The organism is Polaromonas sp. CG_23.6 (genome assembly GCF_029892315.1).
Taxonomy (GTDB): Bacteria; Pseudomonadota; Gammaproteobacteria; order Burkholderiales; family Burkholderiaceae_C; genus Polaromonas.
This window is the reverse complement of sequence record NZ_JARXUY010000001.1, coordinates 1,791,173-1,814,180: the sequence shown is the minus strand read 5'-3', so window position 1 is coordinate 1,814,180 and position 23,008 is coordinate 1,791,173. Positions and strand designations below refer to the sequence as shown.

At 58.3% G+C, this 23,008-nt stretch carries 21 protein-coding genes and 1 pseudogene; 17 read left to right on the top strand and 5 right to left on the bottom strand.

Annotated features, from left to right (window positions below):
* Positions 1 to 89 precede the first annotated feature (89 nt).
* The 3 genes from trmD to rpsP all read right to left on the bottom strand — a co-directional run bounded on the left by trmD (position 90) and on the right by rpsP (position 1,859).
* Positions 90 to 872, bottom strand: a complete 783-nt coding sequence (trmD, locus tag H4V98_RS08545) for a tRNA (guanosine(37)-N1)-methyltransferase TrmD (protein WP_280757436.1) — start codon at positions 870 to 872, stop codon at positions 90 to 92.
* Positions 873 to 944: 72 nt separating this feature from the next.
* Positions 945 to 1,553, bottom strand: coding sequence for a ribosome maturation factor RimM (rimM, locus tag H4V98_RS08540; RefSeq protein ID WP_196862897.1), 609 nt, complete (start codon positions 1,551 to 1,553; stop codon positions 945 to 947).
* Between the two features lie 15 nt (positions 1,554 to 1,568).
* Positions 1,569 to 1,859, bottom strand: coding sequence for a 30S ribosomal protein S16 (gene rpsP, locus H4V98_RS08535; protein ID WP_196862898.1), 291 nt, complete (start codon positions 1,857 to 1,859; stop codon positions 1,569 to 1,571).
* Between the two features lie 225 nt (positions 1,860 to 2,084).
* Here rpsP and H4V98_RS08530 point away from each other — a divergent pair, with 225 nt between their 5' ends.
* The 17 genes from H4V98_RS08530 (at position 2,085) to H4V98_RS08450 (ending at position 21,130) form a co-directional block, all read left to right on the top strand.
* Positions 2,085 to 2,621, top strand: a complete 537-nt coding sequence (locus tag H4V98_RS08530; RefSeq protein WP_196862899.1) for a GNAT family N-acetyltransferase — start codon at positions 2,085 to 2,087, stop codon at positions 2,619 to 2,621.
* A gap of 8 nt (positions 2,622 to 2,629) precedes the next feature.
* Complete coding sequence (locus tag H4V98_RS08525; RefSeq protein WP_196862900.1) at positions 2,630 to 3,088, top strand: hypothetical protein; 459 nt, start codon at positions 2,630 to 2,632, stop codon at positions 3,086 to 3,088.
* 69 nt (positions 3,089 to 3,157) lie between these two features.
* On the top strand, positions 3,158 to 4,240 hold the full coding sequence (locus tag H4V98_RS08520) for a PLP-dependent cysteine synthase family protein (protein ID WP_280757435.1): 1,083 nt from the start codon (positions 3,158 to 3,160) through the stop codon (positions 4,238 to 4,240).
* Between the two features lies 1 nt (position 4,241).
* Positions 4,242 to 5,357 carry a lipocalin-like domain-containing protein gene (locus H4V98_RS08515; protein ID WP_231374657.1) on the top strand — a complete coding sequence of 372 codons (1,116 nt, stop codon included), beginning with the start codon at positions 4,242 to 4,244 and terminating at the stop codon, positions 5,355 to 5,357.
* 24 nt (positions 5,358 to 5,381) lie between these two features.
* On the top strand, positions 5,382 to 5,663 hold the full coding sequence (locus tag H4V98_RS08510; protein ID WP_231374658.1) for a transposase: 282 nt from the start codon (positions 5,382 to 5,384) through the stop codon (positions 5,661 to 5,663).
* A gap of 162 nt (positions 5,664 to 5,825) precedes the next feature.
* Positions 5,826 to 6,569, top strand: a complete 744-nt coding sequence (locus tag H4V98_RS08505; RefSeq protein ID WP_280757846.1) for an IclR family transcriptional regulator — start codon at positions 5,826 to 5,828, stop codon at positions 6,567 to 6,569.
* A 774-nt stretch (positions 6,570 to 7,343) separates the two neighbouring features.
* Positions 7,344 to 9,431, top strand: coding sequence for a 3-hydroxyacyl-CoA dehydrogenase NAD-binding domain-containing protein (locus H4V98_RS08500; RefSeq protein ID WP_196862903.1), 2,088 nt, complete (start codon positions 7,344 to 7,346; stop codon positions 9,429 to 9,431).
* 23 nt (positions 9,432 to 9,454) lie between these two features.
* Positions 9,455 to 10,633 (top strand): acetyl-CoA C-acyltransferase, encoded by a 1,179-nt coding sequence (locus H4V98_RS08495; protein ID WP_196862904.1) that lies wholly within the window; start codon positions 9,455 to 9,457, stop codon positions 10,631 to 10,633.
* 45 nt (positions 10,634 to 10,678) lie between these two features.
* Positions 10,679 to 11,452, top strand: coding sequence for an SDR family oxidoreductase (locus H4V98_RS08490; RefSeq protein WP_196862905.1), 774 nt, complete (start codon positions 10,679 to 10,681; stop codon positions 11,450 to 11,452).
* On the top strand, positions 11,449 to 12,543 hold the full coding sequence (locus H4V98_RS08485) for a phosphotransferase (RefSeq protein WP_196862906.1): 1,095 nt from the start codon (positions 11,449 to 11,451) through the stop codon (positions 12,541 to 12,543). The genes H4V98_RS08490 and H4V98_RS08485 overlap by 4 nt, the downstream gene beginning before the upstream one ends.
* 26 nt (positions 12,544 to 12,569) lie before the next feature.
* On the top strand, positions 12,570 to 13,793 hold the full coding sequence (locus H4V98_RS08480) for an acyl-CoA dehydrogenase family protein (RefSeq protein ID WP_196862907.1): 1,224 nt from the start codon (positions 12,570 to 12,572) through the stop codon (positions 13,791 to 13,793).
* A gap of 20 nt (positions 13,794 to 13,813) precedes the next feature.
* Entirely contained in the window at positions 13,814 to 15,511 is a 1,698-nt protein-coding gene (locus tag H4V98_RS08475; RefSeq protein ID WP_196862908.1) for a long-chain fatty acid--CoA ligase, read from the top strand.
* Between the two features lie 991 nt (positions 15,512 to 16,502).
* Complete coding sequence (locus tag H4V98_RS08470) at positions 16,503 to 17,366, top strand: branched-chain amino acid ABC transporter permease (RefSeq protein ID WP_196862909.1); 864 nt, start codon at positions 16,503 to 16,505, stop codon at positions 17,364 to 17,366.
* A gap of 4 nt (positions 17,367 to 17,370) precedes the next feature.
* A complete protein-coding gene (locus tag H4V98_RS08465) occupies positions 17,371 to 18,396 on the top strand; it encodes a branched-chain amino acid ABC transporter permease (RefSeq protein ID WP_196862910.1) in 1,026 nt (341 codons plus the stop codon).
* A complete protein-coding gene (locus H4V98_RS08460) occupies positions 18,389 to 19,153 on the top strand; it encodes an ABC transporter ATP-binding protein (protein WP_196862911.1) in 765 nt (254 codons plus the stop codon). Before H4V98_RS08465 ends, H4V98_RS08460 begins: the two co-directional genes overlap by 8 nt.
* The gene (locus H4V98_RS08455) at positions 19,140 to 19,847 is read left to right on the top strand and encodes an ABC transporter ATP-binding protein (RefSeq protein ID WP_196862912.1); all 708 of its coding nucleotides are present in this window, start codon (positions 19,140 to 19,142) and stop codon (positions 19,845 to 19,847) included. Before H4V98_RS08460 ends, H4V98_RS08455 begins: the two co-directional genes overlap by 14 nt.
* Positions 19,848 to 20,014: 167 nt before the next feature.
* Complete coding sequence (locus tag H4V98_RS08450; protein ID WP_231374670.1) at positions 20,015 to 21,130, top strand: ABC transporter substrate-binding protein; 1,116 nt, start codon at positions 20,015 to 20,017, stop codon at positions 21,128 to 21,130.
* A gap of 149 nt (positions 21,131 to 21,279) precedes the next feature.
* Here H4V98_RS08450 and H4V98_RS08445 read toward each other — a convergent pair.
* Both H4V98_RS08445 and H4V98_RS08440 read right to left on the bottom strand, forming a co-directional pair.
* A pseudogene (locus H4V98_RS08445) lies at positions 21,280 to 21,627 on the bottom strand (integrase core domain-containing protein); the annotation flags it as partial.
* 16 nt (positions 21,628 to 21,643) lie between these two features.
* Positions 21,644 to 22,723, bottom strand: a complete 1,080-nt coding sequence (locus tag H4V98_RS08440; RefSeq protein WP_280757434.1) for an IS110 family transposase — start codon at positions 22,721 to 22,723, stop codon at positions 21,644 to 21,646.
* Positions 22,724 to 23,008: the final 285 nt, after the last annotated feature.

Genomic DNA, 23,008 nt, shown 5'->3' with positions numbered 1-23,008 from the left:
GCTAAAGACCGCAAATCCAGTAATTGATTCAAAAAATCAGGTGGTTGCAGTGGCCGCCAGAGGATCGAAAAGCCCATGATTATAGCAATTCAGGCGTCCGGCTCCGGATTTTTTGGCAAATCAGCCAGAAAAGCTTCGTCGCCCATGCTCAGCTGTCCAGCTCTGCGCGCTGCACGGACCAGTTCGGGGCGCTCGCGTTGCGTCAGGGCCAGCCGTTGATCGCGTCGCCAGCGTTCAATGTGCGCATGGTTACCTGACATCAGGATTGGCGGCACGGCTTGACCACGCCAGGCTTCGGGGCGGGTGTAGTGCGGGCAGTCCAGCAAGCCATCAAGCGCCGGATTAAAACTGTCCATCTGATGGCTTGCCTCGTCATTCAACACGCCCGGCTGAAGCCGCGCCACCGCATCCAGCAGGGCCATGGCGGCGATTTCACCGCCCGACAGCACAAAGTCGCCCAGGCTGACCTGAAGATCGACATGGGTTTCAATGAAGCGCTGGTCCAAGCCTTCGTACCGGCCGCAGATCAGCACCGCGCCGCAGCTAGAGCCAGACCAGCGCTCGACGCTGGCATGGTTCAGCACCTCGCCGACAGGAGAAAAAAGAACCGTGGGCGCATCGGGTGCACCCAGAGCGGCGCGGTCAGCACGAATGCTTTCTAGGCACAGCGTGAGCGGCTCAGCCAGCATGACCATGCCCGGGCCACCGCCAAAGGGCCGGTCATCGACCCGCCGGTAACGTCCATCTGCAAAGTCGCGCGGGTTCCAGAGCCGGACATCGACCAGGCCGGATTCATAGGCGCGTCGCGTCACGCCGCAGGTCAGGAAGGGCGCAAAAAGTTCGGGAAACAGGGTGATGACATCAAAGCGCATGAAAACCTACTTTGAGTACCAAACGAGTGGCTGGAAACGACAAGGCATGACGCCCGGGCGCAGCATCAAGCCTCAGTAGTCGGGTTGCCAGTCAACCGTGACGCATTTGCCGGCAATATCAACCTTGTCCACATAGGCTGCAACAAAGGGAATCATGCGCTCGGCTACGGCACTGCTGCCGTCTTCCTGCGTCATCGTGTATTCGATGCACAAGACCGATTGGGGGCCAGTCGTCATCAAATCGCGAACGCAGCCCAAGGCAACGCCTTCGCGGTTAACCACGTTCAGGCCGATCAAATCGACCCAGTAGTATTCATCAGGGGAAGCGGCTGGAAAGCTGCTGCGCGACAAGAATATACGGGCGCCGCGCAAGGCTTCAGCAGGGGTGCGATCGTCAAGATTTGCGAACTTGACCACCACCGAGCCGGAATGAATTTTTGATTCGTCCACCTTGAGGGAGACGGTGCCGGAAAAAAGGCTGAAACCGGGTCGGAACTTGGCATCAGGCGCCTGCAGGTACCAGGTTTTAGCGGAAAGAAGCGCTTCTGGATCGTTGCTATGCGGCAGGACCTTGAGCCAGCCCTTGACACCCCATGCATCCAGAATGCGCCCGACCTCAATCGCGTCTTCAGGCAGCTTTGACGGTGTCAAATCCACGGACGGTTGAAGGCCAGGCATCATTGAAAAGCAGCTAAATCAGGCTGCTGCGACTTCAGCAGGCAGTTCAGCGGCAGTAACTGCAACCGAAGCGCCGCCTTGCTTGATCAGGCGCAGAACGGTCGGAGACGCCTGGGCGCCAACACCGATCCAGTGGGTCAGGCGGTCCTGCACGATGCGCAGGCCTTCTTCGCCGCCTTTGGCAATCGGGTTGTAAAAACCGATGCGCTCGATGAAACGACCATCGCGGCGAACGCGCTTGTCAGCCACAACGATGTTGAAAAATGGACGGTGCTTAGAACCGCCGCGTGAAAGCCGGATGACGACCATGATTTATCCTTGGGTGGCGGGGTAAAAATAACCCCAATGTTCCTGCAGCGCTTGAGACACACGACATGGCCACCCGGCCAGCGAAATGCTGCAAAGCCTGCGATTATAGCTTGCGCTCCCGGTTACATCGCGTGCCGGGCCGTTTTCAATGGAAAATCGTCCCCGTGATCTTCGCCACCGATGAAAAAATCGAAAATTCATCAACCTCTTTGCTTAGCATCCCGCATGCCCCTCCTACGCCCCAGCCGCGATGAAGATATCGCGGCCATCACCGCAATTTATGCACACCATGTCCTTCACGGCACCGGCACTTTTGAAACCGAGCCGCCAAGTACCGCCGACATGGCGACCCGGCGGACCGATGTGCTGTCCAAAGGCCTGCCCTATCTGGTGGCCGAGCAGGACGGAAATATTTTGGGCTTTGCCTACGGCAATTGGTTCAAGCTGCGTCCCGCCTACCGGTATTCGGTCGAGGACTCTGTATATCTTGCACCTGGTTTGGACCGTAAGGGCCTGGGCCGCGCCCTGCTGGCCGAACTCTTGGCGCATTGTGAGGCAGTGGGGATACGCAAGGTCATGGCCATCATTGGTGATTCGGCCAATGCCGGCTCGATTGGCGTGCATCGCGCAGTGGGCTTCGAACAAGTTGGCACCGTCAAGGACTGCGGCTGGAAATTCGGCGCTTGGCGCGACATTGTGATCATGCAAAAGACCTTGGGACTTGGCAGTTCGGAGCCACCAAACGAGCCGTCCACCCCATAATCCAGCGCATGCATTCATCTCGTCAGAAAAACAAAACACTCGCCACCTGGCTGGCTTTCATCGGCGGCCAGTTGGGGCTGCACCGCCTTTACCTTTATGGCTGGCGTGACCTGTGGGCTTGGGTGCACCCCCTGGCAGCGGCATTGGGTTGGTGGGGCGTCGAGCGGGTACGGATGTACGGCCAAGACGACCACCTCGCATGGATACTGATTCCCCTGCTGGGTTTCACGCTGGCAGGCACAGCGCTGACCGGAATTTATTACGGCTTGATGGCGTCTGAAAAATGGAACGCGATCCACAATCCGGCGACGCCCGATGCACGCGCCGGCAACACCAACTGGTTGACGATAGGCGCCGTGGTGTTTGCCTTGCTGTTTGGCACCATCTCTTTGATGTCGAGCATTGTCTTCAGCTTCCAGCGCTACTTCGAATATCAAGTCGAAGAAGCCCGAAAAATCAGTCAATAGTGCAACCTGTAAAACCGCTTTCATGCGGAACCGGCGACAACTGGCAGGCATTTGGCGAGAATCTATGGCATGACGTCTTTTCACACTTCTAGAGATCGCTGGCTCAGCGCCGCAATTGACCGTATTGAGGCGGACTTTCAGCGCAGTGCAGACACCCACCTCATCGCCTTGCCGTTGCCTGAATTTGCGTCACAGGGTATTGATTTTTACCTAAAGGACGAATCAACGCATCCGACTGGCAGTCTGAAGCATCGGCTGGCACGCTCGCTTTTTTTGTATGCGTTGTGCAATGGTTTCATCCATGAATCGTCAACCATCGTCGAGGCATCCAGCGGCTCCACGGCAGTCAGCGAAGCCTATTTCGCCCGTCTGCTGGGCCTGCCTTTTGTGGCCGTCATGCCGCGCAATACATCGCCAGAAAAAGTGGCGCAAATTACCTTTTACGGCGGGCGCTGCCACTGGGTCGACAGCGCCTCGCAGGTACATGACGCCGCCCGCCAGTTGGCCAGCGACACACAGGGCCATTACATGGACCAGTTCACCTACGCCGAACGCGCCACCGACTGGCGCGGCAACAACAACATTGCCCAAAGTATGTTCAGCCAGATGGCGCGTGAACGCCATCCAGTACCGCGCTGGATCGTGGTGGGCGCCGGCACGGGCGGCACCAGCGCCACGATTGGCCGTTATGTGCGTTACCAGCGCCACGCCAGCCAGTTGTGCGTGGCCGACCCGACCGGCTCGGTTTTTGGCGAATACCACCGCACCGGCAACGCCGAGCTGACCGGTCCAGGCTCGCGCATCGAAGGCATTGGGCGGCCGCGTGTGGAAGCCAGCTTTATTCGGACCGTCATCGACCGGATGCTTGAAGTGGCCGACACCGACTCACTGGCTGCCATGCAAGCGCTTGGCCAGTTACTGGGGCGCCGCGTCGGCCCGTCCACCGGCACCAATTTTTTCGGCATGCTGACGCTGGCTCATGAGATGCTGGCGCTTGGCGAGCAGGGCTCGCTGTTATCGCTTCTGTGCGATGCGGGCGAGCGCTACCTGCCAACGTATCACGACGCCAACTGGGTCCTTCACCAATTGGGCGACTGCATACCGGCACGCCATCGCATCGAACGGCTGATGCGGCCCATGCTGGAGTGCTGACATGGGCGCCGATCTGATCGCCTCCATGCCAATGCCGCCTAGCAATGCGCTGCACCGCCGCCAGATGCTGGCCAGCTTGGCCGGAATGGGCTGCGCAGTGCTCAGCACATCCGTTCTAGCCCTGCCCACCAAAACGCTGGTGTTTCCACGCGACCGCGGCGCACACGCCGACTTTCGCACAGAATGGTGGTACATCACCGGCCAGGCCAGCACCGACAACGCCAGTGCACGCCGTTTTGGTTTCCAGCTCACCTTCTTTCGCTCGCGTGTGGACGGCACAGCGCAAATGACATCGAACTTTGCCGCCCGGCAACTGATTTTTGCGCACGCTGCCGTGACAGACCTAGAGGGCGGTAAGCTCTGGCATGACCAGCGTATTGCCCGCGAAGGCTTTGGCGTGGCGTCTGCCAGCCAGCAGGACATGGCGCTCAAGCTGCGTGACTGGACGCTGACCGCCAGCGGACCGCGCTACATCGCCGAGCTGCCGGCCACTGACTTCGGATTCAGCCTGCAATTTGAGGAAACGCAAAGCATGCTGCTGCAAGGCAAGCAAGGCCTGTCGCGCAAAGGCCCGGAAGAAAAACAGGCCAGCTACTACTACAGCCAGCCGCAACTGGCAACGCGCGGACGGCTGCAAATTAAAGGGCAGACATTTGAAGTTACCGGCAAAGCCTGGCTGGACCACGAATGGAGCGAGGAAATCCTCGCCCCCGGCGCGGTGGGTTGGGACTGGACGGGCATGAACCTGGACGACGGCGGCGCCCTCACCGCCTTTCGGCTGCGCGACAAAGACGGCAAGGCCATATGGGCCGGCGGCTCTTGGCGATCGGCCAGCGGCGAATTGCGAATTTTCGGCGCAGGCGACGTCACCTTCAGCCCCCTGCGGCATTGGACCAGCCCGCTCACACAAATCAGCTACCCAGTACTGTGGCGCGTACAAACGCCCGCAGGCCTTTACACGATTAAAGCGCTGCTCGACAACCAGGAACTTGACAGCCGCAACTCCACGGGCTCGATTTACTGGGAAGGACTGAGCGATTTGCTAGACGGCCAAGGCAAGCGCGTCGGGAACGGATATCTGGAAATGACGGGGTATGGACAGGCACTGAGGCTGTGAAGATAAACCACTTGATGCCGACCATTGCTGAATCTGTGCGCGATCAAGTTTTTTCGTGCGGTTAGTTTAATTTTTTCATGGACGATTGATGACGCCTATATCAAGGTCAAAGGTGTCTGGAAATACCTCTATCTGGCCATGGGCAAGGAAGGCAAGACAGTTGAGTTTTTGATAGCAGTGCGACAAGGCCGCACCTCTGCGATTCTTTCAAAAATTTGGAATTGGAGTTCCCGAAGTACCGCCGTGCATTGCGCAAGGAATATCTGGTGGTTTACCCCATTGCCAGACCCGGTCAAAAGCGCTTGAATGCGGATAAAGTTCAACATACATTTTTCAGAACGGAGTTCCATTTTGAGCGCAGAAAAATCCATCGGCAGCGGGTTGAGGCTCGAAGATGGGCAAGCTGGGGCAGCACTTCCCCTTACCCCAACCAGACAAGCCCGAAAGCCCAAGGAAGACCGGCATTTCGTGACTGCACTTGCGCGTGGTCTCGAAGTGTTGTCCTGCTTTAGTCACGGCGAAATCACCCTGAGCAACCAGGAACTGGCTCAGCGCTGCAAACTGCCCAAATCCACCGTGTCGCGCCTGACCATGACGCTGACCAAACTAGGCTATCTGATCCACGTGCAGGAAAGCGGCCGTTATCGCCTGGGCACGGCCTGTCTGGCGCTGGGCAGCGCACTACTCAACAAGCTCGATGTACGCAAGATCGCTCGGCCAATGATGCAGGAGCTGGCCGAATTCTCGGGAGCTTCGGTATCGCTGGGCCTGCGCGACAAACTGTCCATGATCTACGTGGAAAACTGTCGCAGCTCTGCTGCCCTCACACTGACGCTCGACGTGGGTTCGCGCATGCCGCTGTCTACGTCGGCCATGGGACGGGCGTGGCTTGCTGCTGTCACCCAGGATGATCGCTTGGAGGCAATGAAACAGATTTGCGAGCTGGATCACCTCGCCTGGCCGAAGGTCAAGGCTGGCGTGGACAAAGCACTGGAAGACTACAAAACGCTGGGTGTTACCTGCTCGTTTGGTGACTGGAACAAAGAGGTCAACGGAGTGGCTCGCGCGTTCGATCCGGGTAATGGCCTTCCCATCATGGCAGTCAACGTAGGTGGCCCTTCATACAACCTGTCGCCGCAGTTTCTGCTGGACGAAGTGCGCCCACGCCTGTTGCAGGTGGTGCGCTCCATTGAGAATGCGTTGCCCACCTGACCGGCCTGGAGCCATGCCCAGTGCCGGGCGGCCTGCAGGTTTCATGCGGTTTCTTAGAGACGACGCAACAAGCTGCGCAGTGCGCCGAAACGCGTTCACTCCCAACGATAAAAATCCATCTCAATGCTGCGACTTGTCCGGTAAAAAACCTCGTCAGCGCGGCCACAAGCGGCTGAAAATGGCGAACTGCGCCAACACCACTTTGCTTTGCGTCCAGTCATAACGGCGAGTTTTTATCCAGTTATGGCGGTGTCAGCCAAGTTGCAGACCCATGCCAGCGCTACCTCACGGCCCTGGCACCCGTCAAACATTGTTTTGATCTGGCAGACAACAAGTATCCCGGTAGCCGGCTACTCAAAAAAGTTGGCTAGAACTGGTAATCATTTTCCAAGATATGCGTTGTGCACTACTGCCTGCATACCCTTCGCCATCTCCAATATCCCGCCCACCACATACGGCTCGGCTCCGTCTGCCACCCGGTTGTGTAATGCAAACGTGTCTTTGGCGAAGCGATGCGTCGTCGGCGAGGCTTTGAAAATTTCGTGTCTGTGATCGGCATGATGAAAATGCTGAATCGGTCTTTGTGCGTGCTGCATCTTAAACAAACAAAGCACACATTGCCGTAAGGATTCAGTTTTTCGTCCAGAGGAAACCCGCCTTTACGTTCAAGATGAATACGGCTATTATCATAATTCGTTTGGAATGATGTTCTGCACAGCAGTCCTAAAGTCAAATAATTTTTGATTTAGCCCTTCAAAAGAATGGAGACATACCATGAACCCAGTGGATTACAAGCTGCGCGGCTCGGTGGCTGTGCTGACCCTGAACAACCCGCCCGTCAACGGCCTAAGCTTCGCACTGCGCAGCAGCATTGTGGTCAGTCTGGACCGCGCGCTGGCAGATCCGGCCGTGACCGCCGTCGTGCTTACCGGTGGCGAAAAAATTTTCTCGGAAGGTGCCGACATCAATGAATTTGGTACCTCGAAATCGTTGACCTCGCCCAGCCTGCCAGATGTGGTCAGTGCACTGGAGCAATCACCTAAACCGGTGGTGGCTGCGATCGCCGGACACGCACTGGGTGGTGGTCTTGAGCTCGCCCTCGGTTGCCATTTCCGCTTGGCGAAGCAAGATGCCACTCTGGGCCTGCCCGAAGTGAAGCTAGGCTTGTTGCCGGGCGCTGGTGGCACACAGCGTCTGCCGCGTGCGATCGGTCTGGAATTGGCGCTCGACATGATCGTCTCGGGCACACTGCAAAAGGCAGCCAGCTTCGCTGGCACTGATTTGGTCGACGAGTTGGTAAGTGCGGACGTAGTCGCCGCAGCCGTGGACTTTGCAGAGCGAGTCGTGAAAGAAAAACGTCCTCTGCGCCGCCTGCGCGACGTGCAGATGCCCACCGCCGGAGCCGACGCCTTTCTGCAATTCGCCCGAAACAGTGTTAAGACGGCCGCCAAGGGCCTACCCGCCCCGCTGTTATGCATGGAGTGCGTGGCTGATTCAGTGACGCAACCGTTTGAAGAAGGCCTTAAGCGCGAACGCGCCGCCTTTTTTGCCCTGATGGCTACACCCGAATCGCGCGCTGCGCGTCATGTGTTTGCGGCCGAGCGCGCCGCCGGCAAGCTGCCAGACATTCCAGCCGACACGCCGCTGCGCGCCATCGAGACCGTGGGCGTCATCGGTGCCGGCACGATGGGCGGCGGCATCGCCATGAACTTCCTTAATGCTGGTACGCCGGTGGTGCTGCTGGAGACCGCGCAGGAAGCGCTGGACCGAGGCTTGGCCACCATCCGGCGCAACTATGAGAACAGCGCCAAACGCGGCAAACTCACGAAGGCGCAAGTCGAGCAGCGCATGGGCTTGCTCACGCCGACACTTGACTACACCGCCTTCGCCGACGTGGACCTGGTGATTGAAGCAGTGTTCGAGCAGATGGATGTGAAAGAAAAGGTGTTCACCCAGCTCGACGCCGTGTGCAAGCCGGGTGCCATCTTGGCCTCCAACACCTCCTACCTCGACATCAACAAAATTGCCAGCTTCACGAAGCGCCCGCAGAATGTGCTTGGCCTGCATTTCTTCAGCCCGGCCAACATCATGAAGCTGCTGGAGATCGTGCGCGGCGAAAAGACCGCCAACGACGTGATGGCCACGGCGCTTGCGCTGGGCAAGCAAATCGGGAAGGTGGCTGTGGTCTCGGGCGTATGCGATGGCTTTATTGGCAACCGCATGTTGGCCCGCTATGGCGCTGCGGCTCACGCAATGGTGGTAGCGGGAGGTATGCCCCAGCAGATCGACAAAGCCATGGAACGCTTTGGCTACGCCATGGGCCCTTTCCGTGTGGGCGATCTCGCTGGCCTGGACATTGGCTGGGCCACACGCAAGCGCAAGGCGGCTGAAGCCGGTGTGCCCCACGACCCGACCATCGCCGACAAAATCTGTGAGCTGGACCGTTTCGGCCAGAAAACCGGGGCAGGCTGGTATCGCTACGAATCCGGTGTGCGTGAACCGCAGACCGATGCACTGATTGAAAAGCTTATCGTCGACTACCGTAATGCCAAAGGCGTCATCGTGCGCAAGGTTAGTGACGAAGAAGTGGTCGAGCGCTGCATCTTCGCCTTGGTCAATGAAGGCGCGCGCATCCTCGCCGAGGGGATTGCCGTGCGCGCCTCGGACGTAGACCTGGTCTACCTGAACGGCTACGGCTTCCCGACCCGCCGTGGCGGCCCCATGTGTTATGCCAACGAAGTCGGCTTAACCAACGTGGTGCGTGCCCTGCGCCGATTCGCCGGCGAGCCCGGCGCCGATGCGTCTTGGCAACCTGCACCCCTGCTGGTCCGGCTAGCCGAAAACAGCAAAACCTTCGTTTAACCACACCTATTACGGAGCATTCCATGATCGATGCAGTCATTGTTTCCACCGCACGTACCGGTCTGGCCAAGAGTTGGAAAGGTGCTTTCAACATGACCTATGGCGCCACGCTCGGCGGCCATGCCGTGCAGCACGCAGTCGCCCGTTCTGGTGTTGATCCCAACGAGATCGAAGACTGCATCATGGGTGGTACCTTTGGAGAAGGCACGACCGGCGGCAATATTGCCCGCGCCATTGCCCTGCGCGCTGGCCTGCCGGTAACCGTGGGGGGCGTGAGTGTCAACCGCTTTTGTTCCTCGGGCCTGCAGACTATCGCCATGGCCGCGCAGCGGGTCATCCTGGAGGGCTGCCCTGCCATTGTGGCCGGCGGCGTAGAGAGCATCAGCTGCGTGCAAAACGAAGCCAACGTCCACATGCGCCGCGATCCTTGGTTGATTGAGCACAAGCCCGAGCTGTACTGGAGCATGCTGCAGACAGCTGAAACCGTTTCACAGCGCTACAAAATCAGCAAACAGGCGCAAGACGAATACGGCGTACGCAGCCAGTTGCGCGCCGCCGCAGCCCAAACCGCAGGCAAATTCAAGGACGAGATCTTCGCTATGACCACCACCATGGGCGTGGCCGACAAAGCCACAGGCCGAATCAGCAGGAAAGAAGTGACCATCGATTCCGATGAAGGTATTCGTCCCGATACAACAATCGAAGCGGTACAGAAGATTCGCGCTGCCTTGCCAGGAGGCGTGGTTACAGCAGGCAACGCCAGCCAATTCAGCGACGGTGCCTCGGCCTGCGTGGTGATGAACGCGAAACGCGCCGAACGGCTCGGCATCCAGCCCCTCGGCATCTTCCGCGGCTTCGCCATTGCGGGTTGTGAGCCAGACGAAATGGGCATTGGCCCGGTCTATGCCGTACCACGCCTGCTGCAGCGAGCGGGTCTGAAGGTGGAAGATATCGGCCTGTGGGAGCTCAACGAGGCCTTTGCCTGCCAAGTGCTCTACAGCCGCGACAAGCTAGGTATTCCAGACGAACTGCTCAACGTCAACGGCGGTGCTATTGCCGTGGGCCACCCCTACGGCGTGAGCGGCGCGCGCCTGACCGGCCACGCGCTGATCGAAGGCAAGCGGCGGGGCGTTAAATTCGTGGTGGTCACCATGTGCATCGGCGGTGGCCAGGGAGCGGCCGGCCTGTTCGAAGTCTGCTGATCCCAATCCAATGTCAAAGACAAAGATAACAATAAGGAGACAAGCATGAGCGTCAAACAACTGTTCCAGCTCGACGGCCAGGTCGCCCTGATCACCGGCGGCTCACGCGGCCTGGGCCTGCAAATGGCCGAGGCCCTGGGTGAAATGGGTTGCAAGGTGGCGATCAGTGCGCGCAAGGCCGATGAGCTTGCTGAAGCCAAGAAACACCTGGAGCGCAAAGGCATCACTGTGTTCACCGTAGTGAACGACCTGCAGAACAGCGAAAGCATTCCCGCATTGGTCGACGAAGTGCTCAGCGCCTTGGGGCCGATCGACATACTGGTCAATAACGCGGGCGCCACCTGGGGAGCGCCCGCCGAAGACTACCCCGATGCCGCTTGGCACAAGGTGATGAACCTGAATGTGAACGCACCCTTCTTCCTCGCACGCGAGGTTGGCAAGCGCTGCATGATTCCGCGTCAAAAGGGGAAAATCATTACCATCGCTTCGGTGGCTGGACTAAAAGGCATGGGTGCTGGTGTGCAGACTGTGGCGTACAACACTTCCAAGGCAGCCGCCATCAACCTGTCCCGTGCGCTGGCCGGGGAATGGGGGCAATACAATATCAACGTGAACGCCATCTGCCCCGGCTTTTTCCCGTCCAGAATGTCGGCCGGTTTGCTGGACACGATCGGCGAAGCCGTGATCGCCCGTTCACCGCTCAAGCGTCTGGGCGGTGACGAAGACCTGATGGGTACAGTGGTGTTCTTGGCCAGCGAGGCCTCGCGCCATATCACCGGCCAATACATTGCAGTCGACGGTGGTAGCTCGGCAGTATGAGCCAGCCCGCATCAAACGACGTGCAATCGCAGTTCACCGGCACCCAACCGGTGGGACCCTACAACGCCTTCGACGAAGCGCGCCTCGCCACCTGGATGGCTGCCAACGTGCCCGGCTTCCAGGGCCCGATGTCTGTGGCCCAGTTCAAGGGCGGTCAGTCCAACCCGACCTATCTGCTCACTGCAGGTGGCCAACGCTACGTGTTGCGCCGCAAGCCACAAGGCGATCTCCTGCCCTCGGCACACGCCGTCGACCGAGAATTCCGCGTGATCAGCGCGCTGGCCAGCACCAACGTCCCCGTGGCAAAAACGCATGCCTTGTGCGAAGACGCCACCGTCATCGGCTCGATGTTCTACGTGATGGACCATGTGGAAGGCCGCATACTCTGGGACCCCACCCTGCCCGGCATGGAAGCGACTGAGCGCGGCGCTTATTACATTGAGATGAACCGTGTCATGGCAGCGCTGCACAACGTTGACCCAGTCGCCATTGGCCTGGCCGACTACGGCCGTCCCGGCGCCTACCTGGAACGCCAGATCGCACGCTGGACGCGCCAGTATAAAGCGGCCGAGACCGAGCCGATCGAAGCAGCCGACCTCCTCATCGACTGGCTGCCCCGCCATATGCCCACAGAGGGCCAGAGCCGCATCGTGCATGGCGACTATCGGCTCGACAACGTGATCTTCCACCCCACCGAGCCGCGCATCGTCGCAGTACTCGACTGGGAGCTATCAACCCTCGGGGATCCACTGGTGGACTTCGCCTACCACTGCATGACCTGGCACATGCCCGCCGGACGCTCGCGCGGCCTGCGGGGTGGCAACCTGGCCACGCTCGGTATTCCGTCTGAGTCCGACTACCGAGCGCAGTACATGCAGCGCACGGGCCGCAGCACAGCGGTGGCTGAAGCCGACTGGACTTACTACCTGGTGTTCAACATGTTCCGCCTGGTCGGCATCCTGCAAGGCATTGCCAAGCGCGCTGAATTGGGCACAGCGTCGAATGCTTCGGCCGTCGAAACGGCCAAGCGCGCCCGGCCCCTGGCAGAGCAGGCCTGGAATCTGGCTCTGACACTGCACCACAACCGCTAATCGCATATAAAACTATTGGAGACCCCATGGATTTTGATCACTCACCCAAGGTTCAAGCGCTACAGGCTCGCGTGAAAGCTTTCATGGTCGACCACGTCTACCCTGCAGAGCCGCAATTCGCCGACGAGATGAACGCTTTCCGTGCGGCAGGCAACCCGTGGCAGGAACCGCAGGCGATGGAAGCGCTGAAAGCAAAGGCTAAAAGCGCGGGCCTGTGGAATCTGTTTCTGCCCGAATCATCACTCGGCGCAGGCCTCACCAACCTTGAATACGCGCCACTGGCCGAAATCATGGGCCGCTCGGCCATTGGCTCCGAGCCCTTCAACTGCTCGGCTCCCGACACCGGCAATATGGAAACCATCGTGCGCTACGGCACACCCGAACAGCGAGAAAAGTGGTTAAAACCTTTGCTCTCCGGCACCATCCGCTCGGCCTTCGCCATGACCGAGCCCGCAGTGGCCTCCAGCGACGCCACCAACATCGAAGCAAGCATCCAGCGCGACGGCGACCATTACGTTATCAACGGCCGCAAGTGGTGGACCTCGGGCGCCAACGACCCGCGTTGCAAGATCATGATTTTCATGGGAAAGACCGATCCCGAAGCCTCGCGCCATTCGCAGCAGTCAATGATTCTTGTGCCCATGGACACACCTGGCGTGAAGGTATTGCGGCACCTGACGGTGTTTGGCTACGACGACGCACCCCATGGTCACGCTGAAGTCGAATTCGTCAACGTGCGTGTGTCCGCCAGCAACATGCTGCTAGGCGAAGGCCGTGGCTTCGAGATTGCCCAAGGCCGCCTGGGACCAGGCCGCATTCACCACTGCATGCGCGTCATCGGCCGCGCTGAACGTGCGCTGGAAGACATGTGCAAACGTGCCACGCAACGCACCGCCTTCGGCAAGCGCATCGCCGACCAGGGTGTCACGCGCGAGCGCATTGCCCAGTCGCGTATCCTGATCGACCAGTCGCGCTTTCTGGTACTGCACGCCGCCTGGAAAATGGACAAAGTGGGCAACAAACAGGCGCGCCAGGAAATTGCCATGATCAAGGTTGCCGCGCCCTCGATGGCTTTGCAGGTGATCGACTGGGCCATGCAAGTGCATGGCGGCGCTGGCGTCAGCGACGATTTCGGTCTGGCCAAAGCCTATGCCAGCGTGCGCACCCTGCGCTTCGCAGACGGCCCGGACGAGGTGCACCGCAACGCGATTGCCAAAGAAGAGCTGGCCCGCCACACCACGAAATTCTGAGCCCATGAGCCATTTAAATCATGTCTGAACCACACGAACTTCACTGGCCGAAAGATCTCTCCAAGCATCTGACGCTGCCCGAAACCGGCCTGTTCTACAACGCCGAGGTCTCGGCCCGGCGTTATGCCAACAAGCCCTACCTGATCTACTACGGCTCGACCCTGAGCTTCGCCGAATTTCACGATGAAGCCACACGCCTGGCTGGCTACCTGCAGCAGGTGTGTGGCGTTAAGTCTGGCGACCGCGTATTGCTGTATCTGCAGAACAGCCCGCAGTGGGTGCTGGGCTACTACGCCATATTGCGCGCCAATGCCGTCGTGGTGCCGGTGAACCCGATGAACATGAGCGAGGAGCTGGCGCACTATGTGGCCGACACTGGCGCAAGCGTGGTCATCTGCGCGCAGGATCTTGTGTCGCAATTGACGCCGCACCTGAACCCTGCTGCGGTTGAAGCGCCCGTGTTGAAGCATTTGGTGGTCGCCACTTACAGCGACTACCTGACCGAAGTCACAGATCTGCGCCTGCCCGATTTCGTGAGCGCAACGCGTCAGCACCTGTCAGGCGACGGTCTTCATGCCTGGAGAGATGCCCTCGCTGCTTCGCTCCAGCCTGGCCCAGTCAGCACCGGTCCTGACGACCTCTGCGTCATGCCCTACACCTCGGGCACCACTGGCCACCCCAAGGGCTGCATGCACACCCACCGTAGCGTGCAGTGCACAGCCATTGGCGGCATGCATTGGTTCGCCCGAACCCAGGACGCGGTGATGCTCTCGGTACTGCCCTTCTTTCACGTTACCGGCATGGCTGGTGGCATGAATGGGCCGATGTTCATCGGTGCCACCATCGTGGTCATGTCACGCTGGGACCGTGAGACCGCTGCCGAACTTATGCAGCGCCATGGCGTGACCAGCTGGCAAGCCATCTCCACCATGGTGGTGGATTTTCTGGCAAACCCCCGTATCGCAGAATACGACTTGTCAACACTGAAAGGCATTCGGGGCGGTGGCGCAGCGATGCCAGCGGCAGTAGCAAAAAAGCTGCGCGAGCTCACGGGCCTCGATTACATTGAAGGTTACGGCATGAGCGAGACCATGGCGGCCACCCACATCAACCCGCCGCACCGGCCCAAGCCGCAGTGCCTGGGCATTCCGATTTTCGACGTGGATGCTCGCATCATCGATCCCATCACTCTGGCCGAACTTCCGCAAGGGGAAACAGGCGAAATCGTGGTGCACGCACCGCAGGTCATGCAGGGCTACTGGCGCAACGAAGGTGCCAACGCCCAAACCTTCATCATCCTAGATGGCAAACGCTTCCTTCGCACCGGCGATCTGGCACGCATCGACGAGGAGGGTTACTTCTTCATGATGGACCGACTCAAGCGCATGATCAATGCGTCGGGCTTCAAGGTTTGGCCGGCCGAGGTGGAAGCACTCATGTACCACCACCCCGCGATTCACGAGGTGTGCGTGATCGGCGCACAAGACGCCAAACGTGGTGAAACCGTCAAGGCCTTCGTGGTGCTAAAGCCAGACCAGGTGGGTCAAATCCGTGCGCAAGACATTACGGCCTGGGCCCACGAACACATGGCAGCCTACAAGAGCCCCCGCTTGGTGGAATTTGTGGACATCCTGCCCAAGTCGGGCACTGGCAAAATCATGTGGCGCGAACTGCAGGAGCGCCAAGCAGAAAACGACAAAAAGGAAACCGGTTCATAAAAGAAAGCCCGAGCCGCCATTGCCCGCTCAGTTGGGACACCCATGGTTGTCGATGACATCTGGGTCGATCCACCCCAACCAGGCGTAATCATGGTGAAGATGCAAGCCTGTGGTGCACGCCATAGCGATCTCTACACAGCCAGAGGCATCATTCCTGGGCGCTGTCAAGGAAGATGCCGCATAAAGTTCGATGCTCAAGTGGCTAGTTTTTCGGGTTGATTCTGCTCCTTTGGTGTTTGCGGGTTGAGGCGCACTTCGGTGATTGGCGACCAGTTACGAGTCCCCCCTGACCAGCCGTTGGGATTGGCGTTTGCGGCCGCGGCTTAGACCTTGGCGCGCTCATCCAGAATGACCTCATCTAGTTTGAAGTGCCGCTGCGCTGGGGTCACCATTCGAATGGTACTGTGCCGATGCTCGTGGTTGCACCAATACACCAACTCGGTGACCCAGCGCCGCGCCTGCAGCAGGCCACTAAATGGTTTGACGGGTATTCATGCCGGTACTTCAGTGTCCTGAACACGGACTTGGAGAAAGGGTTGTCGTTACTGACCGCCGGTCGGGTGCGAGAACCCGCCACACCCAGACGCTGCATGGTGGCGATCACGGGCGCTTTGTTGTCGGCTCCTGTGAGCTTGCCCTGCCCATGGGACTTGACTCAGTTAAACAGCGTCTGATCGACAATTCCCAGCGTGCGCGCCACCGCCGTGATTCTTAGGCCGTTCTCCACCACCCGACTGCCTATTGCTTGAATTCGAGCGTGCAGCACGCCCTTGATGTTTTCGTCATTTCCGTTTTCCTTGTATGAATTGAACCAGTCAGCAAGGAATAGGTTTTCAGGGGTAAGGTCATACAGTCTTGATGTCGCCTGTAAACCAACTTGAGGGTTAACCCCCTATTTAAAATTCCACTGTGCAGTTTATAGTTTTGAAATCAGGCAATTGCTTGATGGAACATAGGTGTTTCTTGCAACCCATCCAGAGGCGCATTCACAGTGGATATCTTTCTTCAACAAGTGCTCAACGGCCTGACTCTGGGCGGCATTTACAGTCTGGTAGCGTTGGGACTGACCTTGGTCTATGGCATCCTGCACGTGCCCAACTTTGCCCATGGTGCGTTCTACATGGTGGGCGCTTTTGTGGCGCTCAAGCTAATGACTGGCTGGGAGGTGAATTACTGGATCGCCATGATGGGAGCTGCCGGGATAGTGGCTGTAATCGGTGCCCTGTCCGAGCGTCTCGTGTTCCACCCGTTGCGACACCATGCTGGACTTCACTCGATGATCGCTGCTATCGGCCTGTTGCTTTTTCTCGAAGCCGGTGCCCAAGCGTTGTGGGGAGCCGACTTCTTGAGAATGCCTACTCCCTTCGGCGGAATTATTGAAGTTGCTGGCGTTACTGCGCCAGTTCAGCGATTGATGATCATTGCCGGAGCATTCACGCTGATGGCTGTCCTGCAGTTGTTCCTTACACGCACCGTCGCGGGCTCCACTATCGTGGCCATGGCGCAAAACCGCGATGGTGCCTCGCTAGTGGGGATCGATGCCAACCGCGTTGCTATGCTCACATTCGGCATCTCCGGTGCGCTCGCGGCAGTCGCTGCCACGCTATACGCTCCCATAAACCTCGTCTATCCGGCCATGGGCAATCTGGTGATAACCAAAGCCTTCGTGATCATCATCTTGGGTGGCATGGGCAGTGTGCCAGGCGCTATCGTCGGTGGGCTGATCATCGGCTTTGCTGAGTCGTTTGGTGCCTATTACATATCTACCGATTACAAGGACATTATCTCGTTCGTGTTGCTGGTGGTGATTCTTTCGCTGCGCCCGCAAGGCCTTTTCACCAATGGAGCGCGCTAAGATCATGATAAAAATTCTTGAAGGAAAATTGGGGTGGGGGCTGCTGTTGGTGGCTGGCCTGTTGTACCCCTGGCTGGCGAGCAATGACTACCACCTCACAGTAATGTCCACTGCCTACATCTTTGCGATTGCCACACTGGGCCTTAACCTTATCACCGGCTACACAGGGCAGTTCAACCTGGCCCACGCTGGCTTCATGGCTGTTGGTGCGTACACACTTGGCATCCTGACCGTGGACTACGAAGTTTCTTTCTGGCTTGCGTTTGTACTTGCCGGTGTCGTCACGGTGCTGGTCGGTTTGCCGCTCGGATGGGTGTCACTGCGCTTGCGCGGACACTACTTCTCAATCTTCACCTTGTGCGTTGGCACCATCATATTTCTTGTGATCGAAAAGTGGGAAAGCCTCACGCACGGCACGGTGGGCATCATGGGAATTCCCGCGCCTTCGGCCATAGGCCCGCTCACCTTCGACACTCCGCGATCGATCTACTACCTAGTTTTTTTCTTCTTGGTGCTGGGTGTGTGGTTGATGCGCCGCATTGTGGATTCCTTGATGGGCCGCACGTTCATGGCGATCCGCAATGGTGACGAACTAGCTGAGGCTCTGGGTGTGAACCTGATGCGCAACAAACTAATCGCATTCCTGCTATCCGTTTTGTATGCCGGACTGGCGGGCGCGTTGTACGCGGGATTCGTGCGTTTTCTTGGGCCCGATCTGGCGGGAACTACACACGCTTTCGACATGACCGTGTACATGATCATCGGTGGGCTGGGTACGGTCCTAGGCCCATTGTTGGGCGCATTGATGGTGCCTTGGGCGACGCAGTATTTACAGTTCTTGCAAGAATTCCGTTTCTTAATCTTTGGTCCGGTGCTCATCTTACTGGTGATCTTCGTGCCCAACGGCATTGTGGGCACTTGGGTGGCTTGGCGTGCCCGCCAAGCCTCAGGTGCTGATGTGGCTGAACAAAAAGCCAAGCGGCAACAATCCAAAAGCGATGCCGTTAAAGAGGAGTCGAGACGTGCTTGAGATCGAACACCTTACCAAACGCTTTGGTGGCAACACTGCTGTCAACAGCGTCAGTACCAGCATCGAAAAGGGCAAGATTAATGCCATCATTGGCCCGAATGGCGCGGGCAAAACCACCTTTTTCAACCTTATCAGCGGTGTGCACAAGCCCAGCGAAGGCACGATCACTTTCAACGGTCGCGACATCACTACGCTGCGTACTGATGAAGTTGCGCGTCTGGGAATTGCACGCACCTTCCAATCCACCACGTTGTTTGACACGGCATCCGTGCTGGACAACCTGATCGTGGGTCACCGCTTGCGTACGCGATCGGGCCTGATCGATGTGCTCTTCGGCTCGGCCCGCCTGAAAGAAGAAGAACGCGTGTGTCGCGAGAAAGCGCGTGAGGCGCTCGACTTCGTAGGCATTGCTCACCTTGAAAACCGCGTGGCAGGTGACATCACGCAGGAAGAACGCAAGCGCGTTGCTTTTGCGCTGGCGCTGGCTACCGCCCCCAAGCTGCTGTTGCTCGATGAGCCTGCCGGTGGTGTGAATCCCGACGAGACGCTGGGCCTGGCCGAGCTTATTCGAAAGATGGTTAAGCACGAACTGACAGTCTGCCTGATTGAGCACAAGATGGACATGATCATGAGCTTGGCCGACAAGATTCTAGTGCTCAGCTACGGCGAAAAAATCGCCGAAGGTACACCTGCTGAAGTACGCGCCAATCCGGCGGTGATCGACGCCTATCTGGGGAGTGACCATGCTGACCTTTGACAATGTGTCGCTTTCCTATGGTAGTTTCCTTGCGCTCGACGGCGTGAGCCTGCATGCCGAAACAGGTGAGCTGGTGGTTTTGTTGGGCGCCAACGGCGCGGGCAAGAGTTCAATTTTCCTGACCGCCAGTGGAATTCACAAAGCGGCAGGCGGCAGCATTCGTTTCCACGATACCGAACTTGTGGGCCGCAAGCCCTCGCAAATCGTTTCGAACGGTCTGGTTCAGTGCCCCGAAGGCCGAAAGCTGTTTCCACAAATGTCGGTATTCAAAAACCTTATGCTCGGCGCCTACGTACACCGCAGCGATAAGGCGGGAAACCGTCAGCGACTGGAAGAAGTGATGGCGTTGTTCCCTATCCTCGACGAAAAGAAGGACGATGCAGCAGGTTCGCTCAGCGGTGGACAACAACAAATGGTGGCCATCGGCCGCGCCATGATGGGGCGCCCCAAAGTCCTGTTGCTCGACGAACCCTCGCTGGGCTTGGCGCCGCTTGTTGTCAAACAGGTGTTTGAGGTTATTCAGCGCATCAACAGGGCTGGTACGACCGTCTTGCTTGCCGAGCAAAATGCCTACGCCGCTCTCAAGATCGCCAACCGCGCTTACGTAATGGAGCGTGGTCGTATTGTGCTCGAAGGCGATCGCGACAGCTTGATGAACAACGATGCCGTTCGCCGCGCCTACATCGGCGCCTAGAAATGCACCCAAAACCACGTTTGACGCAATTTTTCGGTCACGCATTTCCTTTCTCGATCTTTTACCCTCGATTTTTTACCCTCGATTTTTTCATCGCAACCCAGGAGACTCTCATGATCATCAGAAGACAATTCACCCAAATCGCCACCGCGCTCGCGTTGGGTGGAATGCTCGTCTCTGTTCCGGTGTTTGCGCAGGAGGTCGTGAAAATCGGCTTTTCGGGCCCTTTAAGCGGCGGCGCTGCGCAGTACGGTAAAAATACCCTTGATGGGCTGAAGTTCGCGATCGACGAGCTCAACACCACAGGCTTCGAAGTGGCTGGCAAGAAAGTGAAATTCGAGGTCGTTGCACTGGACGACAAGTACAACCCCAGCGAGACAGCAATTAACTTTCAGCGCCTGGTGCAAGAGAGCAAAACCCCCGTCGTGATGTGCCCGCACTCTGGTGGCGGTTACGCTATCCAGACAAGCAACGAGCGCCTCAATGCCTTGTTGCTGTCCTATACCAGCGTGCCCAAAATCACCCAGAGTGGCAACAAGCTCACTTTTCGCATTCCACCGGACTTCTCGACCTATATCAAACCCTTCGTCAGCTATGCAATGAAGAAGTTTGGCAAGAACCTCGCCATTGTCAATGCCGACCACGACTATGCCAAAGCCTGGACCGCGTTGTTCAAGCCCGCATGGGAAGCAGCTGGCGGCAAGATCGTTGCCGACAATCCTATGAGCTATAACCGCTCAACTGACTTTTACAGCGGTGTAAGCAAGGCTCTGGCGGGAAAGCCTGATGTGCTGTTTATCGGCGGCGCTTCCGAACCTACCGGTCTGGTGGCTAAGCAGGCGCGTGAGCTTGGGTTCAAAGGTGGCTTTGTGATTATGGACCAAGCCAAGATGAATGAAATGAAGCCCATCGTCGGCAGCTATGCAGCGCTCGAAGGTGCGATTGGCGTGTTGCCAGTGATCGACGATCCACAGCCAGCGGTGAAGGCTTTCGTGGAGCGCTGGATGAAGGTTTACCCCGGACGTGAACCTGGGTCGGAAGCCACCTACAACTATACGGCCATGATCGCCACCGCCCATGCGATGAAGCTCGCCGGCACTACCACGGACGCCATGGCAATTCGCGGCAAGCTCAATGCTGCCATTAAGGCGCTGCCTGCGGCACAGAACCTGGCCAATTACGAAGGCATTGACGCCAATGGCGGCTCAATGATGGATACCCTTGTAGGCGTGATTGAAGGCGGCAAAGTCAAGGAAGTGAAACTGAGCGACCTAGTGAAGTAATCGCTTCAAAGCGTTTTCGGTAGCTGTCAAGGAAGTTGTCGCCTAAAGTGAAGTGAGTAGGCTACTTTTTGCGTGTTTTGAGGTTCCTTTATTTGTGGGGTTTCCTGGTTGAGGTGAACGACATCGACATACGCCCACTGGCTGGCCTGCCCTGACCAGCGCTGAGGATTTGCCTGGCGGGCTCGTTCATAGACGAGCGCAGGCGCCTCAAGCAATGCCCGGTCCAGGCCGGCATGGCGCTGCGCAGGTGTCACCAAGCCGATGGCGCTGTAGCGATGCTCGTGGTTGTACCAGTGCGCCAGCTCCGTGACCCAGCGCCGCGCAGCCAGCAGGTTTTCAAACGGCTTGGCGGGCAGCTGGGGGCGGTACTTCAAGGTTCTGAACGCCGATTCCACATAAGAGTTGTCATTACTCACGGAGGGCCGGCTTCGCGTGTGCGCGACTCCCAGGCGCTGCATCGTGGAGAGCATGGTTTCGCCCTTCATGGGCGCGCCGTTGACGCCCTTCTGTTTGTCAAGCGGCAATTTGAGATTGCGCAATTTCTTTTGCGCGTTGACGGATCAGGCCAAATACCTCCCGAGCAATGAAGCGTTTGAGGCAACGGATCGCCTCCAGCTTGGAGTGACCTTCAGCGACTCGGCGGGCGACATAGGCCTGCGAACGCGGATCAGTGCGAAGCCGTCCAATGGCAATGATGTGCAATGCGCTGTTCGCGGCTCGATCGCCGCCGCGATTTAGGCGATGACGCGTGACCTTGCCAGACGAGGCCGGCACCGGGCTGACGCCGCACAGCGCGGCGAAGCTCGCTTCAGAGTTGATTCGTTCAGAATTGTCGCCAGCGGTCAGCAGGAGTTGGGCAGCCGACTCCTTTCCAATCGAGTTGCACGCCAGAAGATTTGGGGCCAGCTCTTGGACGATGGCGCCGATCATCACGTCCAGGTCGGCAATCTCATCGTGCAGCTCAAGATAGCGCCGACCCAGCGACTTGAGGCCGATCCGGTAGGTAGATGCGACACGGCGATAGTCCGACAGATCGGGTCGCCAGGCGGCCAGCGTCCTGATCAGTTGCATGCGCGTCATATTTCGCAGCGGCTCGCGCAGTTCATCAGGCGCGCAGATGATCGTATTCTGAATGAGCTGCAAGGCCACCTTGCGCGCCGCGATGGCCGTCTTGCGGCAGACCTTAAGGACTCTGAGGGATTCGATCATCCCATCTCGCGTTTTGGGGGTAACGGTGCGCTTGCCGGCAAATGCGGCGTGCGCTGCATTCTCAGCGTCCAGGTCGTCGTCCTTTCCACGGCGACGGCGATCCTGTTTATCTGGCGAAGTGACCTCCAGGACTTCGATCCCGGCAGCTTGAAGATGGCGCAGCAGACCAGCGCCATAAGTGCCGGTCGATTCAACCCCCACCCGCAAGACATCGCCCAATGAGCTCATCCATTGCACCATCTGCCGATAGCCTTGCCGCGTGGTGGCGAAACTCTGCGTCCCGAGGACCTGGTCACGCTCATCAACAACAGACGCGACATGAAGGTCCTTGTGGGTATCGACCCCGCCGACCACGCGCCTGCCAGTGTTTGACTTTTCTTCCATGGTTAACCTCCAGGCTTGAACAAGACAAAAAAAACAGCTTGGCCACGACCGAATGCCTGGGAACAGGACAGTAAGGAGACAAAACCGTCAGGCCCTTCTTGGGTGACACGCATCAGCGAGGCAAAGCCCCGCTGCAAGATGCTCCTGGGCGGCCGACAGGTCCGGGGAAAGACACAGGCGGTCAGTCAGAGTGGGGGTCAAGCCACCCAGGCGCAATTCGCAGCACCAACCCCAGTTGGTCTATCGCTGTGTGAGTCAGACCGCCCAGGAACAACTGGCACTGAT

Coding starts and splice junctions, on each gene's coding strand:
- H4V98_RS08455 (WP_196862912.1), top strand. CDS start 19,140: ATGCTGACCTTTGACAATGTGTCGCTTTCCTATGGTAGTTTCCTTGCG.
- H4V98_RS08530 (WP_196862899.1), top strand. CDS start 2,085: ATGCCCCTCCTACGCCCCAGCCGCGATGAAGATATCGCGGCCATCACC.
- H4V98_RS08495 (WP_196862904.1), top strand. CDS start 9,455: ATGATCGATGCAGTCATTGTTTCCACCGCACGTACCGGTCTGGCCAAG.
- H4V98_RS08450 (WP_231374670.1), top strand. CDS start 20,015: ATGCTCGTCTCTGTTCCGGTGTTTGCGCAGGAGGTCGTGAAAATCGGC.
- H4V98_RS08475 (WP_196862908.1), top strand. CDS start 13,814: ATGTCTGAACCACACGAACTTCACTGGCCGAAAGATCTCTCCAAGCAT.
- H4V98_RS08480 (WP_196862907.1), top strand. CDS start 12,570: ATGGATTTTGATCACTCACCCAAGGTTCAAGCGCTACAGGCTCGCGTG.
- H4V98_RS08485 (WP_196862906.1), top strand. CDS start 11,449: ATGAGCCAGCCCGCATCAAACGACGTGCAATCGCAGTTCACCGGCACC.
- H4V98_RS08520 (WP_280757435.1), top strand. CDS start 3,158: ATGACGTCTTTTCACACTTCTAGAGATCGCTGGCTCAGCGCCGCAATT.
- rimM (WP_196862897.1), bottom strand. CDS start 1,553: ATGATGCCTGGCCTTCAACCGTCCGTGGATTTGACACCGTCAAAGCTG.
- H4V98_RS08440 (WP_280757434.1), bottom strand. CDS start 22,723: ATGGAAGAAAAGTCAAACACTGGCAGGCGCGTGGTCGGCGGGGTCGAT.
- H4V98_RS08490 (WP_196862905.1), top strand. CDS start 10,679: ATGAGCGTCAAACAACTGTTCCAGCTCGACGGCCAGGTCGCCCTGATC.
- H4V98_RS08500 (WP_196862903.1), top strand. CDS start 7,344: ATGAACCCAGTGGATTACAAGCTGCGCGGCTCGGTGGCTGTGCTGACC.
- H4V98_RS08525 (WP_196862900.1), top strand. CDS start 2,630: ATGCATTCATCTCGTCAGAAAAACAAAACACTCGCCACCTGGCTGGCT.
- H4V98_RS08515 (WP_231374657.1), top strand. CDS start 4,242: ATGGGCGCCGATCTGATCGCCTCCATGCCAATGCCGCCTAGCAATGCG.
- trmD (WP_280757436.1), bottom strand. CDS start 872: ATGCGCTTTGATGTCATCACCCTGTTTCCCGAACTTTTTGCGCCCTTC.
- H4V98_RS08465 (WP_196862910.1), top strand. CDS start 17,371: ATGATAAAAATTCTTGAAGGAAAATTGGGGTGGGGGCTGCTGTTGGTG.
- rpsP (WP_196862898.1), bottom strand. CDS start 1,859: ATGGTCGTCATCCGGCTTTCACGCGGCGGTTCTAAGCACCGTCCATTT.